This is a genomic window from Streptomyces sp. YIM 98790, assembly GCF_011421595.1.
Taxonomy (GTDB): Bacteria; Actinomycetota; Actinomycetes; order Streptomycetales; family Streptomycetaceae; genus Streptomyces.
Genome location: NZ_WTLH01000030.1, coordinates 1 through 21206, shown reverse-complemented (window position 1 = coordinate 21206; position 21206 = coordinate 1). Strand labels below are relative to the sequence as shown.

The 21206-nt window shown below is 73.0% G+C and carries 19 protein-coding genes and 1 pseudogene; 12 read left to right on the top strand and 8 right to left on the bottom strand.

From position 1 onward, the window contains the following. Positions 1-90: 90 nt before the first annotated feature. Positions 91-585, bottom strand: a complete 495-nt coding sequence (locus GQS09_RS08055) for a hypothetical protein (protein ID WP_165985308.1) — start codon at positions 583-585, stop codon at positions 91-93. Positions 586-1156: 571 nt separating this feature from the next. Between GQS09_RS08055 and GQS09_RS30625 the strand changes: the two are divergent. After that, a pseudogene (locus GQS09_RS30625) lies at positions 1157-1324 on the top strand (recombinase family protein); the annotation flags it as partial. Then, positions 1288-1731, top strand: a complete 444-nt coding sequence (locus GQS09_RS29215; protein ID WP_399552443.1) for a recombinase family protein — start codon at positions 1288-1290, stop codon at positions 1729-1731. The pseudogene GQS09_RS30625 and the gene GQS09_RS29215, both read left to right, overlap by 37 nt. A 105-nt stretch (positions 1732-1836) precedes the next feature. Here the strand turns inward: GQS09_RS29215 and GQS09_RS08045 are convergent, their stop codons facing one another. Together GQS09_RS08045 and GQS09_RS08040 are read right to left on the bottom strand one after the other, a co-directional pair. Beyond that, positions 1837-2151: a hypothetical protein gene (locus GQS09_RS08045; protein ID WP_165985307.1), complete on the bottom strand. Its 315-nt coding sequence runs from the start codon at positions 2149-2151 to the stop codon at positions 1837-1839. Continuing rightward, positions 2148-2423: a hypothetical protein gene (locus GQS09_RS08040; RefSeq protein ID WP_165985306.1), complete on the bottom strand. Its 276-nt coding sequence runs from the start codon at positions 2421-2423 to the stop codon at positions 2148-2150. The genes GQS09_RS08045 and GQS09_RS08040 overlap by 4 nt, the downstream gene beginning before the upstream one ends. A 168-nt stretch (positions 2424-2591) precedes the next feature. Here GQS09_RS08040 and GQS09_RS08035 point away from each other — a divergent pair, with 168 nt between their 5' ends. After that, a complete protein-coding gene (locus tag GQS09_RS08035) occupies positions 2592-3815 on the top strand; it encodes a helix-turn-helix domain-containing protein (RefSeq protein WP_165985305.1) in 1224 nt (407 codons plus the stop codon). Between the two features lie 230 nt (positions 3816-4045). Here the strand turns inward: GQS09_RS08035 and msrA are convergent, their stop codons facing one another. Both msrA and GQS09_RS08025 read right to left on the bottom strand, forming a co-directional pair. After that, the gene (gene msrA, locus GQS09_RS08030) at positions 4046-4735 is read right to left on the bottom strand and encodes a peptide-methionine (S)-S-oxide reductase MsrA (protein ID WP_165985304.1); all 690 of its coding nucleotides are present in this window, start codon (positions 4733-4735) and stop codon (positions 4046-4048) included. A 12-nt stretch (positions 4736-4747) separates the two neighbouring features. Further along, positions 4748-5962: a hypothetical protein gene (locus GQS09_RS08025; RefSeq protein ID WP_165985303.1), complete on the bottom strand. Its 1215-nt coding sequence runs from the start codon at positions 5960-5962 to the stop codon at positions 4748-4750. A 148-nt stretch (positions 5963-6110) separates the two neighbouring features. On the opposite strand from GQS09_RS08025, the gene GQS09_RS08020 reads away from it, so the two are divergent. Next, positions 6111-7289, top strand: coding sequence for a cystathionine gamma-synthase (locus GQS09_RS08020; protein ID WP_165985302.1), 1179 nt, complete (start codon positions 6111-6113; stop codon positions 7287-7289). Positions 7290-7587: 298 nt separating this feature from the next. Here the strand turns inward: GQS09_RS08020 and GQS09_RS08015 are convergent, their stop codons facing one another. Then, positions 7588-8079, bottom strand: a complete 492-nt coding sequence (locus GQS09_RS08015) for a MarR family winged helix-turn-helix transcriptional regulator (RefSeq protein WP_165985301.1) — start codon at positions 8077-8079, stop codon at positions 7588-7590. A gap of 264 nt (positions 8080-8343) precedes the next feature. On the opposite strand from GQS09_RS08015, the gene ilvA reads away from it, so the two are divergent. From ilvA to GQS09_RS07990, 5 genes are all read left to right on the top strand, one after another. Then, entirely contained in the window at positions 8344-9639 is a 1296-nt protein-coding gene (gene ilvA / locus GQS09_RS08010; RefSeq protein WP_165985300.1) for a threonine ammonia-lyase, read from the top strand. A 219-nt stretch (positions 9640-9858) separates the two neighbouring features. Continuing rightward, on the top strand, positions 9859-10920 hold the full coding sequence (locus GQS09_RS08005) for an ATP-binding cassette domain-containing protein (protein WP_165985299.1): 1062 nt from the start codon (positions 9859-9861) through the stop codon (positions 10918-10920). Next, the gene (locus tag GQS09_RS08000; RefSeq protein ID WP_165985298.1) at positions 10917-11783 is read left to right on the top strand and encodes an ABC transporter permease; all 867 of its coding nucleotides are present in this window, start codon (positions 10917-10919) and stop codon (positions 11781-11783) included. The genes GQS09_RS08005 and GQS09_RS08000 overlap by 4 nt, the downstream gene beginning before the upstream one ends. Before the next feature lie 276 nt (positions 11784-12059). Beyond that, a complete protein-coding gene (locus GQS09_RS07995; RefSeq protein ID WP_243761216.1) occupies positions 12060-15317 on the top strand; it encodes a tetratricopeptide repeat protein in 3258 nt (1085 codons plus the stop codon). 126 nt (positions 15318-15443) lie between these two features. Next, positions 15444-15623, top strand: coding sequence for a hypothetical protein (locus GQS09_RS07990; RefSeq protein WP_165985297.1), 180 nt, complete (start codon positions 15444-15446; stop codon positions 15621-15623). A 126-nt stretch (positions 15624-15749) separates the two neighbouring features. On the opposite strand, the gene mca is transcribed toward GQS09_RS07990, so the two are convergent. After that, complete coding sequence (gene mca, locus GQS09_RS07985) at positions 15750-16625, bottom strand: mycothiol conjugate amidase Mca (protein ID WP_165985296.1); 876 nt, start codon at positions 16623-16625, stop codon at positions 15750-15752. Between the two features lie 165 nt (positions 16626-16790). Between mca and GQS09_RS07980 the strand changes: the two genes are divergently transcribed. The 3 genes from GQS09_RS07980 (at position 16791) to GQS09_RS07970 (ending at position 20428) form a co-directional block, all read left to right on the top strand. Continuing rightward, positions 16791-17204 carry a DUF4307 domain-containing protein gene (locus tag GQS09_RS07980; RefSeq protein ID WP_165985295.1) on the top strand — a complete coding sequence of 138 codons (414 nt, stop codon included), beginning with the start codon at positions 16791-16793 and terminating at the stop codon, positions 17202-17204. A gap of 258 nt (positions 17205-17462) precedes the next feature. Beyond that, a complete protein-coding gene (gene greA, locus GQS09_RS07975) occupies positions 17463-17960 on the top strand; it encodes a transcription elongation factor GreA (RefSeq protein ID WP_165985294.1) in 498 nt (165 codons plus the stop codon). Between the two features lie 440 nt (positions 17961-18400). Then, complete coding sequence (locus GQS09_RS07970) at positions 18401-20428, top strand: thioredoxin domain-containing protein (RefSeq protein ID WP_165985293.1); 2028 nt, start codon at positions 18401-18403, stop codon at positions 20426-20428. Positions 20429-20480: 52 nt separating this feature from the next. Here the strand turns inward: GQS09_RS07970 and GQS09_RS07965 are convergent, their stop codons facing one another. Next, positions 20481-21092: a TetR/AcrR family transcriptional regulator gene (locus GQS09_RS07965; RefSeq protein ID WP_399552442.1), complete on the bottom strand. Its 612-nt coding sequence runs from the start codon at positions 21090-21092 to the stop codon at positions 20481-20483. Between the last annotated feature and the right edge of the window lie 114 nt (positions 21093-21206).

Sequence of the window (21206 nt, the reverse complement as noted above, 5' to 3'; positions counted from 1 at the left end):
TCCACCATCCCACCCCGCACTGACAGACCCTCACCGGACGCTGCCGCCGGCGGAAGAAGCCGCCGGATGCCCGGCCGTCCCGCCGCCGGGCTACTCCCCCTCGCCGCCGCGGCGGTGCTCCTCCTCTTCCTCGGTGGCCTCCCGCTCGGTCTCCGTGCCGTGCTCCGACGATTCCTGTGCCCGCTGGGCCAGGGCGAGCTCCACCCCGGCCACCGTCGAGTACCCGACGGACACCAGGAAACCGGTCAGCGGCCAGGCCGCCAGCCCGCCGACGAAGTGGGCGACCGCCCACGCCAGCAGCGCCGAGCTGCCCACGGAGACCGGGCTGAGCGAGATGCCCAGGGCCGTGACCGTGCCCGGCTCCCGCTCCAGCGGCCGGCGGAATCCCGCCGACCCCAGCGCCTCCAGCATGCTGAACGCCGCCGCCGCGCCCAGCGCGAAGTAGATGATGTGCACCGCTCCGGACAGCCTCGCCTCGGCGTTCAGCAGCGCCAGCGATGCCGTGATCGACACCGAGAACCCGTACGCCTGCCCGTTGTTGCGCAGCGAGGCCCGTACCCCGTGTGCCAGATGTCTGAAGTACATGCCGGTCCGGTCCCGTCAGGATGGGCGGCCCGGTTGATGCCGCCCGGTCCCGCAGGCTGCCCGCGGCCCCGCCCGGTGGCGCGCCGCAGCGCCCACCGCATCACCCATCAGGACCACCGGAACCACCGGACCGGAGGACGCACCTCCCATCACTCCTGGCGAGGACGTGCCCGTGGACCCGGGGGTGTGCGCCCGGGTGCGCAGGTCGAGCGTGCCAGCCCGGGAGCGCCCGGACGTGCGCCGAGCCGGGCGCCGCCGCGATGCCGTCTGATGCGCCACACACAGCGGCTCCTGCTGAGCCACTTCCTCGAAGGGGAAGCGAACGACCCCCTCTCGGACGAGCGGATCGTCCGCAACGGGGCCGTGCGCCGAGCCGGGTGCGACCGGCCGGGGAAGGCCCCGGGCCCGCTCTCGGCGGGGAAGAAGCCCACGGGGCAGAAGACACCGGTGCCTACGAGCCTGAACCCTATGTATCCCGTGAGCCGACGAGCAGCGATCTACTGCCGGATCAGCCAGGACCGGGGCGGCGCAGGGCTGGGGTGGCCCGCCAGGAGGAGGACTGCCGTGCCCTGTGCGCCCGCAAGGGCTGGGAAGTCATCGCCGTCCACCCCGACAACGACGTCAGCGCCTATTCGGGAGCCCCGCGCCGAAGTGGCAGGAACTCTTGCGGGACATCCACAGCGGCTACGTCGATGCGGTCGTGTGCTGGCATGTGGACCGCCTTACCCGCTCGCCCCGCGAACTGGAAGACGTGATCGATCTGGCGGACCGGTACCGCCTCGAACTGGCCACGTCAGCGGGGAAATCGATCTGGCGACCCCGACCGGGCGCATGGTGGCCCGGATGCTGGGCGCCGCCGCCCGGCATGAGGCGGAGCACAAGGCCGAGCGCCAGAAGCGCCAGCGCCGACAGGCCGCCGAGAGCGGCAAGGTCGCCGGGGGAGGTATGCGCCCGTTCGGCTACGAGGACGACCGTGTCACCGTCCGGGAGGCCGAGGCCGAGACCATCCGCGAGGGCGCCGGCCGGGCGCTGGCGGGGGAGAGCCTGTCGAGCATCTGCCGGGACTGGCAGCAGCGCGGCATCCGCGGCGGCCCTCACCCACCGCTGAACCACCACCAGCCCAACCCCGGCCGCAGACGCAGGTAAGCGGCCCGGTCCCCGTGAGCCACAGCGGGAACCGGACCGCACACGACGGACAGCCATCCGCCGCAACCCCGGGAGCCGGTGCGCGAAGAAGCCCCCGGGGAACCATCACCGGTCGCTACCCGACAACCTCATCCCAGACGCCCAGTCGCGCCGCTCTGCTGCGTCACTGTCGTAGTAGGGGTTGCCCGGCGCCGGTTCCACCACCCAGCGCTGTTCAATCCGCAGCGCGAACCGCCGGTGCGAGGGGTTCAGCCCCGTGTGCTTGATCGCCCACATCTCTACCGACAGCGGCTCATCCCGTGCCGTCAGCGACTTCGCACCGCAGTCCGCGCATTCGGCTGCGAACTCCGCCCGGGGCATCTCCGGCGACGGGTCCAGCGTCAGTGTCCACTCGGCCGTTCTGATGACAGCCCGGCTCATCGCAGCGTCCCCCGCCGTGACCGGTTGTTCGTCACGGCCACCCGGGCGCTGAGCGACGCAGGATCGCCGAGGACCACCACGTCCTCACGGTCCGCCTGCCACTCCCGGCCGCCTCCCAGCGGGCGCAGGTGCACCCAGATGCGGTCGAAGTCCATCACTTCTCCGACCCTGTCCCGCACGGTGTCACGGGCCACCACACCCGTACGCAGCTCCGGTGGCCGCTTCCCGCTCCCGGCCGCACCACCCACCGGCGACCCGGCGTTACTCTTCATTCCGTCAGCGCTCCTTGTCAGCGTCTGGCCACGCCCCCGGACGTCGCCACGTCGCGGGGGTACGTGCTTGCGTGACCATGGTTTGCGCCGCCGTGTGTGACTCAACAGGTGACCAGCGTGACTACACTGAGGAGTTGTCAGTCACCCCCTCAGTGAGGACTGATTGCAGTGAGTGACTTCGCGGAGCGAGCCAGGCAAGCACTCGAACACAGCGGGTACTCCATAACCGCCGCAGCACGGGCACTCAACTACGACCGGGCGTTCCTGAGTCGTGTGCTCAGCAGGAAGCAACAGCCTTCGCTGCGACTTGCCCGGATGCTCGACGACCTCACCGAGTCCGGCGGAGCGCTCTACCGGCTCGGGGCCAAGCAGTCCTCACCGGACCAGTCGCCCGAACCACCTGTACCAGTCCTGTCGCTTCCGGGTCTGGCACCTGACCCCGACCTCAACGACCGCATCACCCGGACAATGGAGCGACCGCGCCACCACGTCGACGCGTCTGTGGCCGAGTGGCTGCACCGGTGCCTTGCCGAACACCGTAAAGCGGAGGACACCATCGGCGCCGGACCGGTCATCGCAGTCGTACGGGCGCAACTGTCCTCGGTCTCGGCCCTCACCCGGAACGCTTCCGGCCCGCTTGCCGATCAGCTCACGAGTCTCGTTGCCCAGTACGCGCAGTTCGTCGCCTGGATGTGCAACGACCTGGGCGACAAGGCGGCTGCGCTGGGGTGGTACGACCGCGCGCATGACTGGGCCATGGAGGCCGGTGACGCCAGCATGGCCGCCACCGCTCTCAGCATGAAGGCACACCTTGCCTGGAGCGTCGGGAACCCGTCCCGCACCGTCAGGCTGAGCGAGGCCGCCCGCTGGCACGAAGGGCGCATCACACCCGGGGTACAGGGCATGGCGACCCAGATGACCGCCCGTGGTCATGCCCTGGGCGGAGACGCCAGCGCCACCCTGGCCGCCCTGGACACCGCAGAGCGGCTGATCCGCCGCGCCGCCGAGCACCCCGAGGACGAGCCGTCATGGATGTACTTCTACGGCGAAACCTGGTTGGCGGGCCAGCGCGGCATGATCATGCTCGACCTGGTGGAGCGGACCGGCCGCGACGCCTCCCAGGCGATCGCTCCCCTTGAGCTCTTCCTGAATCAGCTTCCGGCCAGCTACGTGCGGGACCGCGCGTGGTACGGCGCCTGCCTGGCCCGCGCTCACTCGGCGGCCGGTGATCTGGACGCCGCCAGCCAGACGGCCCGGACCTTCGCCCCGGACGCGGTGAGACTCAACCGCTACGCGGCCGACGACCTTCGCACGCTCCACGGCCTTCTCAGCCGGAGAATGAGCAGTGATCCCGGCATCCGAGAGCTGGGCGAGGTGCTGCAATGCGCCTGACACGGACGGTGGTTGGGGCGGTCGGTCTCCGGGACTCTTAGGCAGCCACCATGGGGGGAGCCTCGAAGGCCGGGTGCCCATCGGGCTACATACCGGGCAGGCCACAAGCCCGCCCGATTCGCGGAGCCAGCGTACGGGCACCCGATCTCTCCCCCCATGGCAGCTCCCGCCCGAAAGTCCCTCCGACCGCCCGCGCTGGCACGTGCGGGCGGTACGTGGCGCGGCGCAGGTCAGCCGTCGGCGGGCAGGATGCCGGTCGGGCAGGAAGCGCCGTCGATCGGGTCACTTAGCTTGACACCGGTGCCGCCGATGCCGCAGTAGCCGGCCGGGTTCTTGTCCAGGTACTGCTGGTGGTAGTCCTCGGCCGGGTAGAAGGGGCGGCCGTCGGCCGGGAGGATCTCGGTGGTGATGACTCCGTGTCCGGCCGCGGTCAGCGCCTGCTGGTAGGCGGTGCGGGAGAACGACGCCTGCTCCTGCTGCGCCGGCGAGTGGGTGAAGACCGCCGACCGGTACTGGGTGCCGACGTCGTTGCCCTGGCGGAAGCCCTGGGTGGGGTCGTGGGCCTCCCAGAAGACCTGGAGCAGCCGCTCGTAGGAGACCCGCGACGGGTCGAAGACCACCCGGACCGTCTCGGTGTGCCCGGTCAGGCCGGAGCAGACCTCCTCGTAGGTCGGGTTCGGGGTGTGGCCGCCCTGGTAGCCGGCCAGGGTCGTCCACACGCCCGGGGTCTGCCAGAAGCGCCGTTCCGCGCCCCAGAAGCAGCCCAGGGCGAAGTCGGCCGTCTCCAGCCCTTCCGGGTACGGCGGGAGCAGCGGATTGCCCAGCACGGTGTGCCGGTCGGGTACCGGGAAGGCGGGGGCGTCGCGGCCCGGCAGGGCCTCCTCCGGGGTGGGCAGTCGGTCCTTGACGCGGAAGCGCACGCGGATCACTCCTTAATGACCGCCGATGGCCAGGGCCCGGTAGGCGGCGTACTGACGGGCCGGGTTCTCGCTGTTCACCCAGGGGAGGGCACCTACATAACCATCCACCGCGCGCACCTGTTCCGCGGCCTCCGCGTACCGCTCGGCACGCACCAGGAAGAACAGCAGAAGGTGCTGCACATGCGGCAGCACGGGGTGCCCGGCGCGGGCGTGGTGCAGCGCGTAGTGCGCCGCCTCGATCGCGTCGGTGACGACCTTGCCCTGGTAGACGCCCTCGGCGAAGGTCACGTCGGGCAGGTGGTCGTAGACCGCGAACAGCGGCAGGGCGGGCAGCAGGCTGCCGGGGGCGGCCCCGGCGGCGGCCCGCTCGGCGAAGGCGTACGCCTCCTTCCGGGAGCCGTGCCACTTCTCGGACCAGTAGGTCAGGGCGGCGAGATGGGCGCCCATGTGGTCCGGGGCGAGACCGGCGACGCGCTGCCACAGCGCCTCGAACTCCTGGCGGTCGCAGCCCAGGGCGCGGGCCACCATCAGCTCGGTGATCAGCGGTGTCGGGTCCTGCGGCGCAAGGCGGGCGGCCTCCCGGCAGACGGTGCGGGCCTCTTCCAGGATGATCCGGTGGCTGGGCGAGCCGGGGTCGGAGACCGCCTGCCAGACCAGGAACTGGGCGTAGACCTGGGCGCCGCCGGGGTCGGCGGGCTGTTCCCGCCGCCATTCGCGCAGCCAGCCGGCATCACCCTGGTCCCCGCCGGGGGTGCCGGGCGCGGCGGCCCCGCCCGGCTGCTCGGCCGGTCCGGCGGAGCCCTGCGCCCGCTGCCACTGCGCCAGCTCCATGGCGGCGGCCCCGGCCAGCGACTGCACCCGCTGCCAGCGCAGCTCGGCGTCATCGGTCATCGCCAGGAGCTGCCCCGCCGGGCGCCAGTCCTGTGTGCGCTGGCTTTGCTCCAGGGCCTCGATCAGCGCGTCGTCCGGGCCGGGCAGCCGCTGGTCGAGGTTCTCCACCGGCACCAGGCCGCCCTCGGTGACCCGGCCCGGCCCGTCGCCGTCCTTGCGGAACGACACCGGTCCGTCGCCGGGGGCGGCCTGGGAGGCGTCGGGAGCGAGCGGCGGGGGCGGCGACGAGGCGGCGGCCCGCTCGTAGTGCCGCCGTTCGAGGCGGCGCAGAATCGCGGGCCTGGCCACGATCGAGCCGAGGACGGCGACGGCGAAGATCACCAGCAGGAGTTCCATGGCGGTGCGGCTTCCGGTGGAGGACGACAACGGACGGACGGACGGTGACGGGCACGGACGGCGAGCACACAAGCTACGGCAGGGGCGCGGCGGCGGATACGGCCGGTCGCTTTCCTCCTTCCACGGTACGGCGGTCTACGGTGGTGCCATGCAACCGCAGCAGCAGGAAACCGGCGGCGACCGGCCGCGTTTCGAAACCCTTGCCATCCACGCCGGCCAGGAGCCGGACGCCGCCACCGGCGCCGTGGTGCCGCCGATCTACCAGGTCTCCACCTACAAGCAGGACGGCGTCGGCGGCCTGCGCGGCGGCTACGAGTACAGCCGGTCCGCCAACCCCACGCGCACCGCGCTGGAGGAGAACCTCGCCGCGCTGGAGGGCGGGCGCCGCGGCCTGGCCTTCGCCTCCGGTCTGGCCGCCGAGGACTGTCTGCTGCGCACCGTGCTCCGTCCCGGCGACCACCTGGTCATCCCGGACGACGCGTACGGCGGCACGTTCCGGCTGATCGCCAAGGTGGTGGAGCGCTGGGGGGTGACCTGGACGGTCGCGCACACCTCCGACCCGGACCGGGTGCGGGCGGCGCTCCGCCCGGAGACGAAGCTGATCTGGGTGGAGACCCCGTCCAATCCGCTGCTGGGCATCACCGACCTGGCGCTGCTGGCGGACATCGCACGCTCCGCCGGGGTCCGGCTGGTGGTGGACAACACCTTCGCCAGCCCTTATCTCCAGCAGCCGCTGGCGCTGGGCGCGGATGTGGTGGTGCACTCCACCACCAAGTACATGGGCGGGCACTCGGATGTGGTCGGCGGCGCGCTGGTCACGGCGGACGAGGAGCTGGGCGAGGAGCTGGCCTACCACCAGAACGCGATGGGGGCGGTGGCCGGGCCGTTCGACGCCTGGCTGGTGCAGCGCGGCATCAAGACCCTGGCGGTGCGCATGGACCGGCACTGCGCCAATGCCTCGCGGGTGGCCGCGATGCTGTCCGCGCACCCGAAGGTGACCCGGGTCTACTACCCGGGCCTGGAGTCCCACCCCGGGCACGAGACCGCGGCCAAGCAGATGCGCGGCTTCGGCGGCATGGTGTCGTTCCGGGTCGCGGGCGGGGAACGGGCCGCGGTCGAGGTGTGCGACCGGGCGCGGGTGTTCACGCTGGGCGAGTCGCTGGGCGGGGTGGAGTCGCTGATCGAGCACCCGGGGCGGATGACGCACGCCTCCGCGGCCGGTACGGCGCTGGAGGTGCCGGACGACCTGGTGCGGCTGTCGGTGGGGATCGAGGCGGCGGAGGATCTGCTGGCCGATCTCGGCCAGGCGCTCGGCGCCCTCGGCTGATCCGCGTGCCGCGCCGTACCGCCGTGTGCCGCGGCTTCCGGCCCGGGTACGGCGTGCGTGGAGGGCACGGAAGGGGGCCGGCGGTGCGGGGCTGAGTCCGGCCGCCGGCCCTGTCTGCCGGGCGCTGTCCCGGTCCGTGCCGCCGCCGCATCAGCGGCCCGGACCGTACCGCCCCGGTGGGTTCTCCGTGCAGTTCGTGCTGGTACTGGTGCTCGTGCTGGTATTCGTACGGGTATCGGTGCTGGTGCTGGTGGTCACCGGGCGGGCGCCGGCGGCCGGTGCCCCGCGGCCGGCGGGCCTATTCGGGCAGGGTGTAGTTGTTCTGCCACTCGGCCACGGCGGTGTTGAACCGGGTGAGCAGCTCGCGGAAGACCTCGCGCTCGTCGTCCGACCAGTGCTCGGTCAGCCGGGTCATCAGCTTGCAGCGCGAACGCCGCACCTCCGCCAGGCGCACACTGCCCCGGGGGGAGAGCTGAAGGACGACGGCCCGGCCGTCGTCGGGGTCGGCGGTACGGGTGACCAGCCCGGATTCGACCAGCGGGGCGACCTGCCGGGTCACCGTCGAGGAGTCGATGCCCATGCCGGCGGCCAGGGCCTTGACCCCGGTCGGGCCCTGCTGGTCGAGCTTGCTGAGCAGCAGGTAGGCGGCGCGGTCCATGGAGTTGCGCGCGGGGCCCAGACCGCCGAGGCGGGTCTGTTCCGCGCGCCGGGCGAAGATCGCCACTTCGTGCTGGAGCGCGTCGAGGTGGGGACTGATCTGGTCCTGGGGTGCAGTTGTTTCAGGCTTCATTTCCAACGGTTGCGTTAGGAGGGGTGAGGGTAGAAGAAGGGCTTGTGTGTGCGGTGCGCCACAGAGTACGCGCCGCAGACCATGTGCGGACACCGTTGCGTAAACCTCTGACAACACCATTCGATAACTGGACTGGCCCGGCAACGAAATGGTCGCCTTGGAACGTTTCGGATGGTTGCTGACGGGGCCTGCGGGGCGTTGTGCGGAGTGCGGCGGGGGAGGCTCGCCCGAGCCGCCGCGCGGGCCGGCTGCCAGACTTGCCGCATGGCTGCGAATTCCGCGAACCCCGCGAGCAACGCCCCGGGCGGTACCCCCGCCCCGACCGACCGTCCGCTCCCGGCCGACCGCGACCCGGTCTCCCCGCCGGATCTGGAGGACATCCTCGCCGCCCAGAAGACGCTGGCCGGAGTGGCCCGCGTCACCGCCCTGGAGGGCAGCCGCCACCTGAGCCGGCTGGTCTCCGCTCCGGTGCATCTGAAGTGCGAGAATCTCCAGCGCACCGGCTCGTTCAAGATCCGTGGCGCGTACACCAGGATCGCCGCCCTCGGCCCCGCGGAGCGGGCCCGGGGAGTGGTCGCGGCCAGCGCCGGCAACCATGCCCAGGGCGTGGCCCTGGCGGCCACCCTGCTCGGGGTGCCGGCCACCGTCTTCATGCCCGCCGGGGCGGCGCTGCCGAAGATCGCCGCTACCCGGGAGTACGGCGCGGATGTGCGACTGCACGGTCAAGTGGTGGACGAAACGCTGGCCGCGGCACAGGAGTATGCCCAGGAAACAGGTGCAGTTTTCATTCACCCCTTTGATCATCCCGATGTGATCGCGGGGCAGGGGACCATCGGGCTGGAGATTCTTGAACAGTGCCCCGAGGTGCGCACCATCGTGCTCGGCATGGGCGGCGGCGGGCTGGCCGCCGGGGTGGCGCTGGCGGTGAAGTCGCTGCGGCCCGACGTCTCGGTGGTCGGCGTGCAGGCGAAGGGGGCCGCCGCCTATCCGCCCTCGCTGGCCGCCGGCCGTCCGGTGGCGCTGGAGGCGGCGTCCACCATGGCGGACGGCATCCGGGTGGCCCGGCCCGGCGATGTGCCGTTCAAAATCGTTGGCGCTCTGGTCGACGACATCCGTACCGTGACCGAGGACGAGCTCTCCAGCGCCCTGCTGCTCTGCCTGGAGCGGGCGAAGCTGGTGGTGGAGCCGGCCGGGGCCAGCCCGGTGGCGGCCCTGCTGTCGGCGCCGGAGTCGTTCGACGGACCGGTGGTGGCGGTGCTTTCCGGGGGCAATGTCGATCCGCTGGTGCTTCAGCGCACGCTGCGCCACGGCATGGCGGCGGCGGGCCGGTACCTGTCGCTGCGGCTGCGGCTGCCGGACCGTCCGGGGGTGCTGGCGGCGCTGCTCGCGGAATTGTCAGTGGCCGACGCTAACGTCCTTTCCGTCAATCACGTGCGGACGGACCCGCGGCTGCGGGTCGACGAGGCGGAGGTGGAACTGCAACTGGAGACGCAGGGCCATGAGCACTGCGCGGAGGTGAGAACCGCCCTGCACCGGGCGGGCTACACGGTCCTCGGCTGAGGGCCTGCCGTCCGCCTCTGCCGGACCCGGCCGGGCCGCCCACGGGGGAGGCGGTCCGGCCGCCGTGCCGGACCGCGCGGTGCGGCCGGCGCCTTGCGTATAACGCGATACATCGCGATAGTGTGAAGTGGCGGCGGCGCCCTGCGCGGGCCAGCCTGAAACCCGCCGACCGGGCCGGACCACCCGGGAAACCGATCAGACCCCCAACCGGGAGACAACATGCCAGGCGCCATATACGCCGAGGGCCTTGTCAAGACCTTCGGCGATGTCAGGGCACTGGACGGCGTAGACATCGACGTACCAGAAGGCACCGTGCTCGGCCTGCTCGGGCCGAACGGAGCCGGCAAGACCACCACCGTGCGAGTGCTCACCACCCTGCTCCAGCCGGACAGCGGCCGCGCCGAGGTGGCGGGCATCGACGTGCTCAGGCATCCCAACGAGGTGCGCCGCTCGATCGGCCTGTCGGGCCAGTTCGCCGCGGTCGACGAGTATCTGACCGGCCTGGAGAATCTCCAGATGGTCGGCGAGCTCTACCAGCTGCCCGCCAAGCGGGCCCGGCAGCGGGCCCAGGAACTGCTGGAGCGGTTCAACCTCACCGAGGCCGCCGGCCGCATCGCCAAGACCTACTCCGGCGGCATGCGCCGCCGCCTCGACCTGGCCGCCGCCCTGGTGGTCAGCCCGCCCGTGATGTTCATGGACGAGCCCACCACCGGCCTGGACCCGCGCAACCGGCAGGCGCTGTGGGAGGTCATCCAGGAGCTGGTGGCCGGCGGCACCACGCTGCTGCTCACCACCCAGTACCTGGAGGAGGCCGACCACCTGGCCGACACCATCGCGGTGGTGGACCACGGCAGGATCATCGCCCGCGGCACTTCCGACCAGCTCAAGGACCAGACCGGGGGCGATGTGATCGAGGTCGTGGTGCACGACCGCGACCAGATCCCGGTGGCCAGGGAAATCCTGGAGCGGCTCGGCGAGGGCGAGGCCAAGCTGGAGGGCCACACCCGGAAGCTCACCGTGCCGGCGGCCGGCGGAGCCAAGCTGCTCGCCGAGATCATCCGCGAGCTGGACTCCCGGGGCGTTCCCATCGACGACATCGGACTGCGCCGCCCCACCCTGGACGACGTCTTCCTCTCCCTCACCGGCCACACCGCCGAGGACGCCGGGAGCGAGGAGGACGCGGAGGGCAGCACGGCCGCCGCGGGCGGCCGGGGCAGAGGCGCCCGGGGCAAGGGCGAGAAGGCCGCCGAGGACGCGGCGAAGGAGAAGGTGACCAAGTGACCGCCACCACCGACCGGCCCGCCGCCGCCCCGGCCCCCGTGTCCGGGAAGATAGGCGTCGGCCAGACCGTGCACGACTCCCTGGTGATCGCCAAGCGGAACCTGCTGCGCATGAAGCGGATCCCCGAAGTGGTGATCTTCGGGCTCATCCAGCCGGTGATGTTCGTCGTGCTGTTCAGCTACGTCTTCGGCGGCTCCATCAACATCCCCGGCGCCGGGCTGGACCCCAACGCCTACCGGGAATTCCTGATGGGCGGCATCTTCGCGCAGACCGTCACCTTCGCGGTGGCCGGCCCGAGCATCGGCATCGCCGAGGACATGAGCAAGGGCATCGTGGACCGGTTCCGCTCGCTGCCCGTCGCCCGCGGCGCGGTGCTCACCGGCCGCACCCTCGCCGACCTGGTGCAGACCGCGCTCATCCTGCTGGTGCTGGCCATCGTCGCCTTCCTGGTCGGCTGGCGCATCCACGAGGGCCCGCTCAAGGCGCTCGCCGCCTTCGGCGTGCTGCTCCTCCTGGGGTACGCCTTCACCTGGATCGGCGCGCTCATCGGCCAGTCCGTGCGCAGCCCCGAGGCGGCCGGTTCGGCCGGGCTGATCTGGCTGTTCCCGCTGACCTTCATCTCGGTGGCCTTCGTGCCCTCGGAGAACATGCCCGGCTGGCTCCAGCCGGTCGCCGAGTACAACCCGTTCAGCGCCGTGGTGATGGCCGTCCGGGACCTGTTCGGCAACCTGCCCCCCGGCTACGAGGCGCCCGACGCCTGGCCGCTCCAGCACCCCGTGCTGGCCTCGGTGATCTACTCGGTGCTGATCATCGCGGTCTTCCGCACGCTGGCGGTGCGCAAGTACAAGAGCAACGCCGGCTGAGCCGCCGCCCGCCGCCACCGCACCTCCCGCGGCCCCGCCCCGCGCCCGCCCGGCGCCGGAGCGGGGCCGCGGCCGTCCTGCCCCGCTCCTGCTTCCTGCCCCGCTCCTGACCCTGCCCCTGATTCCCGGCGTGTCCGCCGCCGGGCGAACATGAACAACTACCCACCGCGCGGCCCCCCATCCGGGGCAATGCCTCAAACCCCCCTCAAAATCAGCTTGATGGACCACCGTGGAGGGAACGCCTCCTGCTACAGGAAAGGCACGGAGGGGGAAGTGATGGCCGGAGTGGAAATGACCGACCGGCACCGTGCGGACGTGGAACGGCTCCTCGCCCGGGCGGTGGAGGAAGAGGTGCGCCGCTCCGGCGACACCGTCGACGGGCGGCTGCTGCTGCAACGCGCCCGGGACGCCATGGCCGACATCGTCCGTCCCGCCGCCGAGGAGTGGGAGCACTACCGCCAGGCCGAGCTCGCCCACGCCCCCGGGCGGCTGGCCGACCGCTTCAACGGCCGGGCGCTCGGCGGCCTCACCGCCGCCGCGCTGGCCGCCGCCCTGGCCGCGCTGCTGCTCATCGGCCGCCACACCGACGCCGGCCCCGCCTTCTCCGGCGCCGCCGTCGTCGCCCTGGCCGCCTTCCTCGGCTTCACCTGCCAGGCCCTGCTGGCCCACGGGTGGTCCACCGAGTCCCAGGCCGGCCGCCGCCACCAGCCCGGCGGCGTGGAACAGCTCCGGCTCGCCTGGCTGACCGCCGCCGAGGTCCGCGGCATCCGGCCCTGGATGGAACAGCAGCGGGTCATCGCCCCCCGGCGGGCCGACACCCCGGCCGGCGAGCCGCCGCCCCGCCGCAGCAAGCCCGGCCGCGGCGGGGCAGCCCGCACCCGCGCGGTCCTGGCCAGGTCCTTCGACCGCCTGCCGGACCGCGGCCACCCCTTCATCGGCCGGAACCGCGAGCTGGCCCAGATCACCCAGTGGGTGCACCGCGACCGGGCCCGCACCGACACCCGCCCCACCGTGGTGATGGTGCACGGACCCTGCGGCGCGGGCCGTACCATGCTCGCCCGCTGGGCCGCCCACGACATGCGGGAACTCTTCCGCGGCGCCTGCCTGGTCGACCTGCGCGGGGAGAGCCAGGACCCGCTGCCCACCCGGGACGCCGTGCTGCACCTGCTCAACCGGTTCGGTGCCCCCCGCGAGCAGCTGCTGTTCCGCGAGGGCGGCGGCCCCGGCGGCGAGGAGCAGCGGCTGCGCCGCCTGCTGGAGCGCTACCACCAGCACCTCACCGACCTCAGCGTGGTGATCATCCTGGACGACGCCACCGACGCCGCACAGGTCCGGGCCCTCGTCCCGGAGCGCTCCAACTCCCTGGTGCTGGTCACCGCCGAGGAGCCGCTCGCCCTCGACCCGGAGCTGCACGCCTCCGTCCACCACCTGCCGCTCGGCCCCCTGGAGCGGGCCGACGCCGAGGCCCTGCTGCGCGCCGCGGCCGGCGGCGAGGGCCCCGGGCCGGCCACCCCCTCGGCAGACCCCGCCTGGGCCCGGGTGATCGAGCTGTGCGACGCCCGCCCGCTGCTGCTGCACCTGGCCGGCGCCGCCCTGGACCAGCGCACCCCGCAGATCCTCGCCGACGACCTGGAGGCCCACGGCCCCGCGGGCACCGGCACCGACCCGGTGGAGCGCACCCTGCGGCTGCGCTACGCCGACCAGCCCGAGCCCGCCCGCCGGCTGCTGCGCCGGCTCGCCCTGGTGGGCCGGGCGAGCCTGGGCGCCCGGGCCGCCGCCGCGCTGCTGGACACCTCGCAGCGGGAGGGCGCCCTGCGGCTGGAGGAGCTGACCCGGGCCGGGCTGATCCGGCAGGTGCGCGGCAACCGCTACCGGCTGCACGACCTGGTGCGCCGTTTCGCCCGCGCCCGGATGCGGGACGAGGAAACCCCGCAGGAGCGCATCGCCGCGCAGGAGCGCCTCATCCGCAGCTACGCCGAACTCGCCGACACCGTCCTCCGGCTGGTGGACGGCAACACCTCCACCCGCGCCGGGCTCCTGCCCGCCGCGGCCGGCGGGCACGGCTTCAAGTCCCTGGACGCCGCGCTGAGCTGGCTGGACGACGAGTCCAGCTTCATCACCGCCACCCTGCGCCACGCCGACCCGGCCGTGGACCGGGAGGTGGTCCAGCACCTGCTGGGCGCGCTGTGCGACCACTGCCTGCTGCGCGGCGACCTCTACCGGCTCGGCGAGCTCAACGAGCTCACCCAGGCCGTCAACCAGTCCATGCTGACCCGCTCGGTCAAATGGCGCACCGGCGTGGCCGAGCGGCAGCTCGGCGAGCTCGACAAGGCCCGCACCACCCTGTCCACCGTGGTCGGCCTCTACCAGGAGGCGCACAACGCACCCGGCGCCGCCCGCGCCCTGCGGGACCTCGGCATCACCCTCCAGCACCAGGGTGTCCTGCCGCAGGCCGGTGAGAAGCTGCGCGAGGCCCTGGAGCTCCAGCGCGGCGAGCCCCTGGCCGGCGACCGCGCCTGGACCCTGCACGCGCTGGCCGCCGTGGAGAGGGAGCGCGGCCGGGTGGGCTCCGCCTTCGCGCTGCTCGCCGAATCCCTGGACCTGCACCGGGCCAGCGGCAGCGTGCACGGCGAGGCCTGGGCCCGCTTCCAGCTGGGCCAGAACCTGCTGCGCCGCGGCTCACCCGGGGAGGCCGGCACGGAGCTGCGCGCCTCCCTGGCACTGTACGAGCAGTCCCGCGACGCGCGTGGCCAGGCGTGGGCGCTCACCCAGCTCGGCGTGGTCCGTATCCACGAGGGGGAGTCCACCGCCGCGGCCGAGGAACTGCGCGCCGCCCTCGCCCGCCACCGGGAGAACGAGGACGCCCGTGGCGAGGCCTGGGCGCTGTACAACCTGGGCCAGGCCCTGGAGGACTCCGGGGACCTCGACGGCGCCGTCCGCACCCTGGAACAGGCCCGCACCATGTTCAGCCGGATGCCGGACAGCTACGGCCTGGCCTCGGCCCGGCACCACTCCGGCCGGGTGACCAGGGACCTGCGGGCCGAGGCCACCGGATCGCTGCGCAACAGCGGCTTCGCCCGGCAGCTCCTGACCGATGCCCGCCGCGACTACCGACGCTCCGGAGCCCCGCACGGCGAGGCCTGGTCGGCGGTGGAGCTGGCCGTCATCGAGGCCGGAAACGAACGCTTCGCCGCCGCCCTGGAGCTGACGGACCAGGCCCTGGCGCTGTTCACCGAGGGGTACGGCGAGGGCCGGCCCGACCGGCGCGGCGCCGACTGGGCGGCCTTCCTGCGCTGCACCCTGCTGCCGCTGGCCTCGCCCGGCGGCTCGGAGGTGGGGCAGGCCGTCGCCCAGCAGGAACTGGAACAGCTTCTGGCCGCCGCCCACCCGCTGCGCGATCCGCGGCTGGCGGACGCCGCCGAGACCTACGGCCTGATGCTGGAGCGGGGCCGGGGCCCGGAGGACGGCTGGGCCGCCTGGCGGCTGGGCATGGTGCCCCGCCGCGCGGCCCGCGATGTCCTCGCCGTGCTCTGAGCCCGCCGCGCTCCGAGCCGGATGCGCGGCGGGCCCGGCCTGCGGAACGGCCCCGCGCGGGACGGGCCGGGAGCGGCTGCACGGGGTGCTTGCGGTGTTCCGGGCCGGTGGGGAGACAATGGCGGTATGAGTGAGCTTGTTCCCCTGGCGGCACGTGAGCTGAACGAGTACACGGTGACACCCGGCGTGCTCGGCTTCGTCGTGTTCGCCGTGATGGGCCTGGCCGTGTGGCTGCTGCTGAAGTCGATGACCCGGCAGCTCAACAAGATCGACTTCAAGGAGAGCCGCGACCCCGAGAACCACTGACCCGCCGTGCGCACCTGCGTGTCCCGCCGTGCGTCCCCTTCCTGCGGCCCGCCTGTCCGGTCACCCGCGCCCGCGGTGTGACCGGACGGCCCTCCGTTCCCCCGGCGCCCGCCGGACCGCCTCCGCTCAGACCCGCCCGCGGATTCCGGCGAACAGATCCGACTCCGGGACCGTCGTCTCCACCAGGGACTTGGCCAGCTCGTACTCCTCGGTGGGCCAGATCTCCTGCTGGAGTTCCAGCGGGACCGCGAACCAGCCGCCGTCCGGATCGATCTGCGTCCGGTGCGCCAGCAGGGCCTTGTCCCGGGTGGCGAAGAACTCCGCGCAGGGCACGAACGTGGTCAGCGTCCGCTCCTTGCGGCTGAACTCGTCCCACCGCTTGAGCCACTCGCCGTAGGGCGAGTCCAGGCCGCGCTCCAGCAGCGCGTTGTGCAGCGCCTCGGTGCGGGGACGGTTGAAGCCCTGGTTGTAGTACAGCTTCAGCGGCTGCCAGGCCTCCCCGGCCTCCGGATACCTCTCCGGATCACCCGCGGCGTCGAACGCCACCATGGTGATCTTGTGCGTCATGATGTGGTCCGGGTGGGGATAGCCGCCGTTCTCGTCGTAGGTGGTGACCACGTGCGGGCGGAACTCGCGGATCTGGCGCACCAGCCGCCCGGCCGCGACGTCGACGTCCTCCAGGGCGAAGCAGCCCTCGGGCAGCGGCGGCAGCGGGTCGCCCTCCGGCAGCCCGGAGTCCACGAAGCCCAGCCACTCCTGCCTCACCCCGAGGATGTCCCGCGCCTCGGCCATCTCCCGGGCGCGCACCTCGTGAATGTTCGCCTCGATGTAGGTGTCTCCCTGGAGCTTCGGGTTGAGGATCGACCCCCGCTCCCCGCCGGTGCACGTGACCACCAGCACATCGACGCCCTCGGAGACGTACTTCGCCATCGTCGCGGCGCCCTTGCTCGATTCGTCGTCGGGGTGCGCGTGCACCGCCATGAGCCGAAGCTGCTCAGTCAAGGCTCGGTCCCTGTCGTCTCGCGGTCCTGGATCCGGCCGGTCCGGTCGGCGGTGCCCGGCCAGTGGCTTCTATAGTTGCCGAAGGGTCTGACAACAGGCTCAGCGCCCGTCCCGCCGACCGTATTCCGGAATCCGGGTGTTCCCCGCCGCCCCGAGGAAGTGATCATGCCGACCGCTCCGCAGCAGCCGCCGCAGGGCCGGTACGGACGCCCGGCCGGTGCCGACGCCCGCACCGACCGGCGGCTGAAGAAGCTGGGCGCGGTCCTGGGCGCCCTGCTGACCGCCGGGGTGGTCTGGGCCGGCTGGAGCCACGTCACGCAGAATCCGGTCTCCGGCGAGCTCACCGGCTTCCAGGTACTCTCGGACACCGAGGTCGAGGCCAGTATCCAGGTGCGCAAACCGGCCGGGACCGCCGCCCTGTGCACGGTCCGGTCACAGGCGGTGGACGGCCTGGAGGTCGGCCGGGCCGAGTTCCGCTTCGAGGACGAGGCCGATCAGGTGCACCGCGCGGTCACCCTCAAGACCATCGGCCGGGCCACCACCGCCGAGCTGCTGGGCTGCACCACGGCCCCGGACTGATCCGCGGGCCGCGTCCCGGCCGCCGGCCCGCCTTCGGCCCGCCCGGTCCCGCGGCCCCGCCGGTCCCGCGGGGTCAGGCCCGGACCTGCCACTTTTCGACCGCGGGTCACCGGTTTGCGTCTGGTCCCGGAGGGTAATTCTTCCGAAACTCGATCGGCCTTCGTTATGATCGATGTTTCGCCCACCCGGAAAGACCGCCAGGCGACGTCATCCGGGGCGGGCGTTGCTTTTAGCAGAACACGTACCCAAGGAGCACTTGTGACCCAGACCAGCGAAAACGTTACCTGGCTGACCCAGGAGGCGTTCAACCAGCTCAAGAGCGAGCTGGAGTATCTGGAGGGTCCTGCACGCACCGAGATCGCGAAGAAGATCGAAGCGGCTCGTGAGGAAGGCGACCTGAAGGAGAACGCCGGCTATCACGCTGCCAAGGAGGAGCAGGGCAAGCAGGAGGCGCGCGTGCGCCAGCTCCGCCAGCTGCTGGAACGCGCCAAGGTCGGCGAGGCCCCGGCGGACACCGGCGTGGTGGCCCCCGGCATGGTGGTGACCGTTGCCTTCGACGGCGACGAGGACGACACCCTGACGTTCCTGCTCGCCTCCCGGGAGTTCGCGACCTCGGACATCGAGACGTACTCGCCGCAGTCCCCCATGGGCAGCGGGGTCAACGGCAAGAAGGTCGGCGAGGACGCGCACTACGAGCTCCCCAACGGCAAGCAGGCCATGGTGAAGATCCTGGAGGCCAAGCCCTACCAGGGCTGAGCACGCGATCCCCGGCCCGGCCGGCCGGGCCCGCCCGCCCGCGCAGACATGAACCGGACCGGGCGCCGCACATCACGCGGCGCCCGGTCCCGGCAATTCCGTGCGGGTCCCCGGCCGGGAGCGGCGGCAATCCCGCGCCACGGCATCGTTTGCCGTGCCGGAAGAAGTACGCCACCGCTCCGGGGATATTCACGCGTGGTGAGAGAGCGCGGTTTCGGCGGCCGTCCGGCGCGTGTCCGCTCCCCTTACCCGCGCTTACTCAGCCCGCCCCGGCATGAGGCCGGAGTGCGGAATGGCTCCGCCACCGGGAACACGGGTCCGGGCCGGGCCCCGGCGATCACCGCCGGCGATCACGGCCGGCGGGCCGGGCCGGGACCGGGCCGCCCCGCCGGGAGCGTCTCCGGGCGGCCGGGCGGGCGGCAGTCGGGCAGGATGGGGCTATGGCCAACCGACTCGCCGATGAGACCTCCCCGTATCTGCTCCAGCACGCGGACAACCCGGTGGACTGGTGGCCCTGGTCGCCCGACGCCTTCGCCGAGGCGCGGCGCCGGGACGTTCCGGTCCTCCTCAGCGTCGGCTATGCCAGCTGCCACTGGTGTCATGTGATGGCGCACGAGTCCTTCGAGGACCCGGAGGTGGCCGAGTACCTCAACGAGCGGTTCGTGGCCGTGAAGGTGGACCGTGAGGAGCGCCCGGACGTGGACTCCGTGTACATGGAGGCGGTGCAGGCCGCGACCGGGCACGGCGGCTGGCCGATGACCGTCTTCATGACCCCGGAGGGCGAACCCTTCTACTTCGGCACGTACTTCCCGCCCGAGCCCCGGCACGGCATGCCGTCCTTCCGGCAGCTCCTCGCCGGAGTGCACGGCGCATGGCAGGACCGCCGCACGGAGGTCGGCGAGGTGGCGGGCCGGATCACCCGGGAACTGGCCGGGCGCAGGCTGAGCTACGACGCGCCCCGCCCGCCCGAGGAGAGCGACCAGGCGGCCGCGCTGCTGGCGCTCACCCGGGATTTCGACCAGGTGCACGGCGGGTTCGGCGGCGCACCGAAGTTCCCGCCGTCGATGGTGCTGGAGTTCCTGCTGCGGCACCATGCGCGGACCGGCGCGGCCGGGGCGCTGGAGATGGCCGAGCGCACCTGTGACGCCATGGCCCGTGGCGGAATCTACGACCAGCTCGGCGGTGGCTTCGCCCGCTACTCGGTGGATGCGGAATGGGTGGTTCCGCACTTCGAGAAAATGCTCTACGACAACGCGCTGCTGTGCCGGGTCTACACCCATCTCTGGCGGGCCGCCGGCTCCGAGCAGGCCCGGCGGGTGGCCCTGGAGACCGCCGACTTCATGGTGCGGGAGCTGCGCACCGCCCAGGGCGGCTTCGCCTCCGCGCTGGACGCGGACAGCGAGGCGGACGGCCGCCAGGCCGAGGGCGCCTTCTACGTCTGGACGCCCGCCCAGCTGCGCCGGGTGCTGGGCGAGGAGGACGGCCGGGCGGCGGCCGGACTCCTCGGCGTGACCGAGGAGGGCACCTTCGAGCACGGCACCTCGGTGCTCCGGCTGCCCGGTGAGCCGGTCCCGGACCGGCTGCGCGAGCGGCTGCTGGCCGCGCGCGCCGAGCGCCCCCGGCCCGGCCGGGACGACAAGGTGGTGGCCGCCTGGAACGGCCTGGCCGTCGCCGCGCTGGCCGAGGCCGGTGCCTGCTTCGACCGCCCCGACCTGGTGCAGGCGGCGGTCGCCGCTGCGGATCTGCTGGTCACCCGTCATCTCGACGAGCACGGCCGGCTGCTCCGCACCTCCCGCGACGGCGTGCCCGGCGGCGGCGCGGGGGTCCTGGAGGACTACGCAGACGTCGCCGAGGGCTTTCTCACGCTGTGCTCGGTGACCGGCGAAACGGCCTGGCTGGACCTTGCCGGCACCCTGCTGGAGACCGTGCTGACCCGGTTCCGGGGTGAGGACGGCTCGCTGTTCGACACCGCGGACGACGCCGAGCGGCTGATCCGCCGCCCGCAGGACCCGACCGACAACGCGACACCCTCCGGCTGGACGGCCGCCGCGGGTGCCCTGCTGTCCTATGCCGCGTTCACCGGCAGCGAGCGCCACCGCGCCGCGGCCGAGGAGGCGCTGGGCATCGTGCGGGTGCTCGCCGGGCGGGCCCCGCGGTACATCGGCTGGGGCCTGGCGGTGGCCGAGGCCGCGCTGGACGGGCCGCGCGAGGTGGCGCTGGTCGGCGCCGGGGACGATCCGCGGGCCTCGGCGCTGCACGCCGCCGCGCTGCGCGCCACCGCGCCCGGCGCGGTCATCGCGCTGGCCGAGCCGGACACCCCGGAGGAGGAGCGGCCCGCGCTGCTGCACGACCGCCCGCCGCGGGACGGCCGGGCCACGGCCTACGTCTGCCGCCGCTTCGTCTGCGCCGCCCCGACCACCGACCCCGGCACGCTGACCGCCCAGCTCACGCCGGCGTCCCCCGACTGAGAACCGGGCCGGGGACCCCGGGCCGGCCGGCCCGGCCGGCCCGGCCGGCCGGTCAGCCCGGGAAGGGGTCCTCCAGGGCGCTCCAGGTGCGGTCGAGAAGGTCGAGCAGGTCGTCCTCGGCGTTGTGCTCCGACCAGTGGAACAGCATCTCGGTCATGGCCCCGAGCGCGGCGCCGACCACCACCCGCAGCTCCAGGTCGTCCCGGGCGCGGCCGGTGCGCTCGGCCAGCACGCCGCGCAGCATGTCACCGGTGGCCGCGATCCCCTCGGACATCCGGGCGCGCAGCGCGGGAACGCCCATCACCAGCCGCATCCGCTGGCGTGTCTCCTCCACCACGCCGGGCACCGCCATCAGCTCCCCCATGGAGGCGCGGACGGCCCGCCGCAGCGCCGTCATCGGCGGCTCCTCGGCGGGCCGCGCCCGGAGCGCGGCCACCAGCATCGGGTCGTACTCGTCCGTGAGGACGATGTCCTCCTTGGTCGGGAAGTACCGGAAGACCGTGCTGGGGGAGACCTCGGCGGCCTCGGCGATCTCGTCGATCCGGGTGCCGTCGTAGCCGCGCTCCGCGAACAGCCGGTAGGCGGCGTGCCGGATCGCCTGCCGGGTGCGGAGCTTCTTCCGCTCGCGCAGGCCGAGCTTGGTGGAGGAGGGAAGAGCGGTCATGCGTGCCATTTTCCGGCATGTGTGCGGCGCGCCCTGTCAGGCGCCGCCGCCGGGACCGGGCGTGCGGCCGCTGCCGGCGGGTTCCGCGCCCCCCGCGGTGCCGGCCGGCCCGCC

Coding starts and splice junctions, on each gene's coding strand:
- GQS09_RS07965 (WP_399552442.1), bottom strand. CDS start 21,092: ATGACCGCTCTTCCCTCCTCCACCAAGCTCGGCCTGCGCGAGCGGAAG.
- ilvA (WP_165985300.1), top strand. CDS start 8,344: ATGGCTGCGAATTCCGCGAACCCCGCGAGCAACGCCCCGGGCGGTACC.
- GQS09_RS08040 (WP_165985306.1), bottom strand. CDS start 2,423: ATGAAGAGTAACGCCGGGTCGCCGGTGGGTGGTGCGGCCGGGAGCGGG.
- GQS09_RS08020 (WP_165985302.1), top strand. CDS start 6,111: ATGCAACCGCAGCAGCAGGAAACCGGCGGCGACCGGCCGCGTTTCGAA.
- GQS09_RS08045 (WP_165985307.1), bottom strand. CDS start 2,151: ATGAGCCGGGCTGTCATCAGAACGGCCGAGTGGACACTGACGCTGGAC.
- GQS09_RS07995 (WP_243761216.1), top strand. CDS start 12,060: ATGGCCGGAGTGGAAATGACCGACCGGCACCGTGCGGACGTGGAACGG.
- GQS09_RS08025 (WP_165985303.1), bottom strand. CDS start 5,962: ATGGAACTCCTGCTGGTGATCTTCGCCGTCGCCGTCCTCGGCTCGATC.
- GQS09_RS08015 (WP_165985301.1), bottom strand. CDS start 8,079: ATGAAGCCTGAAACAACTGCACCCCAGGACCAGATCAGTCCCCACCTC.
- GQS09_RS07970 (WP_165985293.1), top strand. CDS start 18,401: ATGGCCAACCGACTCGCCGATGAGACCTCCCCGTATCTGCTCCAGCAC.
- GQS09_RS07980 (WP_165985295.1), top strand. CDS start 16,791: ATGCCGACCGCTCCGCAGCAGCCGCCGCAGGGCCGGTACGGACGCCCG.
- GQS09_RS07990 (WP_165985297.1), top strand. CDS start 15,444: ATGAGTGAGCTTGTTCCCCTGGCGGCACGTGAGCTGAACGAGTACACG.
- GQS09_RS08055 (WP_165985308.1), bottom strand. CDS start 585: ATGTACTTCAGACATCTGGCACACGGGGTACGGGCCTCGCTGCGCAAC.
- GQS09_RS08005 (WP_165985299.1), top strand. CDS start 9,859: ATGCCAGGCGCCATATACGCCGAGGGCCTTGTCAAGACCTTCGGCGAT.